The organism is Aquimarina sp. AWH4_224 (assembly GCF_056160245.1).
The window spans coordinates 1-211 of sequence record NZ_JBSWWU010000096.1 but is presented as its reverse complement, the minus strand read 5'-3'; the positions used below and the strand labels follow the sequence as shown (position 1 = coordinate 211).

1 protein-coding gene is annotated in these 211 nt (G+C 37.9%); it reads left to right on the top strand.

Going from position 1 to position 211, the window contains the following annotated elements:
• A partial coding sequence (locus ACXAGJ_RS24855; protein WP_474843920.1) for an AMP-binding protein occupies positions 1-211 on the top strand: 211 nt, incomplete at both ends.

The window sequence follows — 211 nt, the reverse complement described above, 5'->3', positions numbered from 1 at the left end:
GATTTGATTGTCGATACTTCGTTAATGTCATCATTCTCTAAGGTTGCTTCAAGATATAGTTTGGATGCTTTAGATGTTGATATCGCTAGTAGTGATACGGCTTATATTATCTACACTTCGGGTTCTACAGGTAACCCTAAGGGGGTAAAGGTTAATCATGGTAATGTATTGAATCTGGTTTGTTCTCAGTTGTCCTGTTTCGGGATTGATG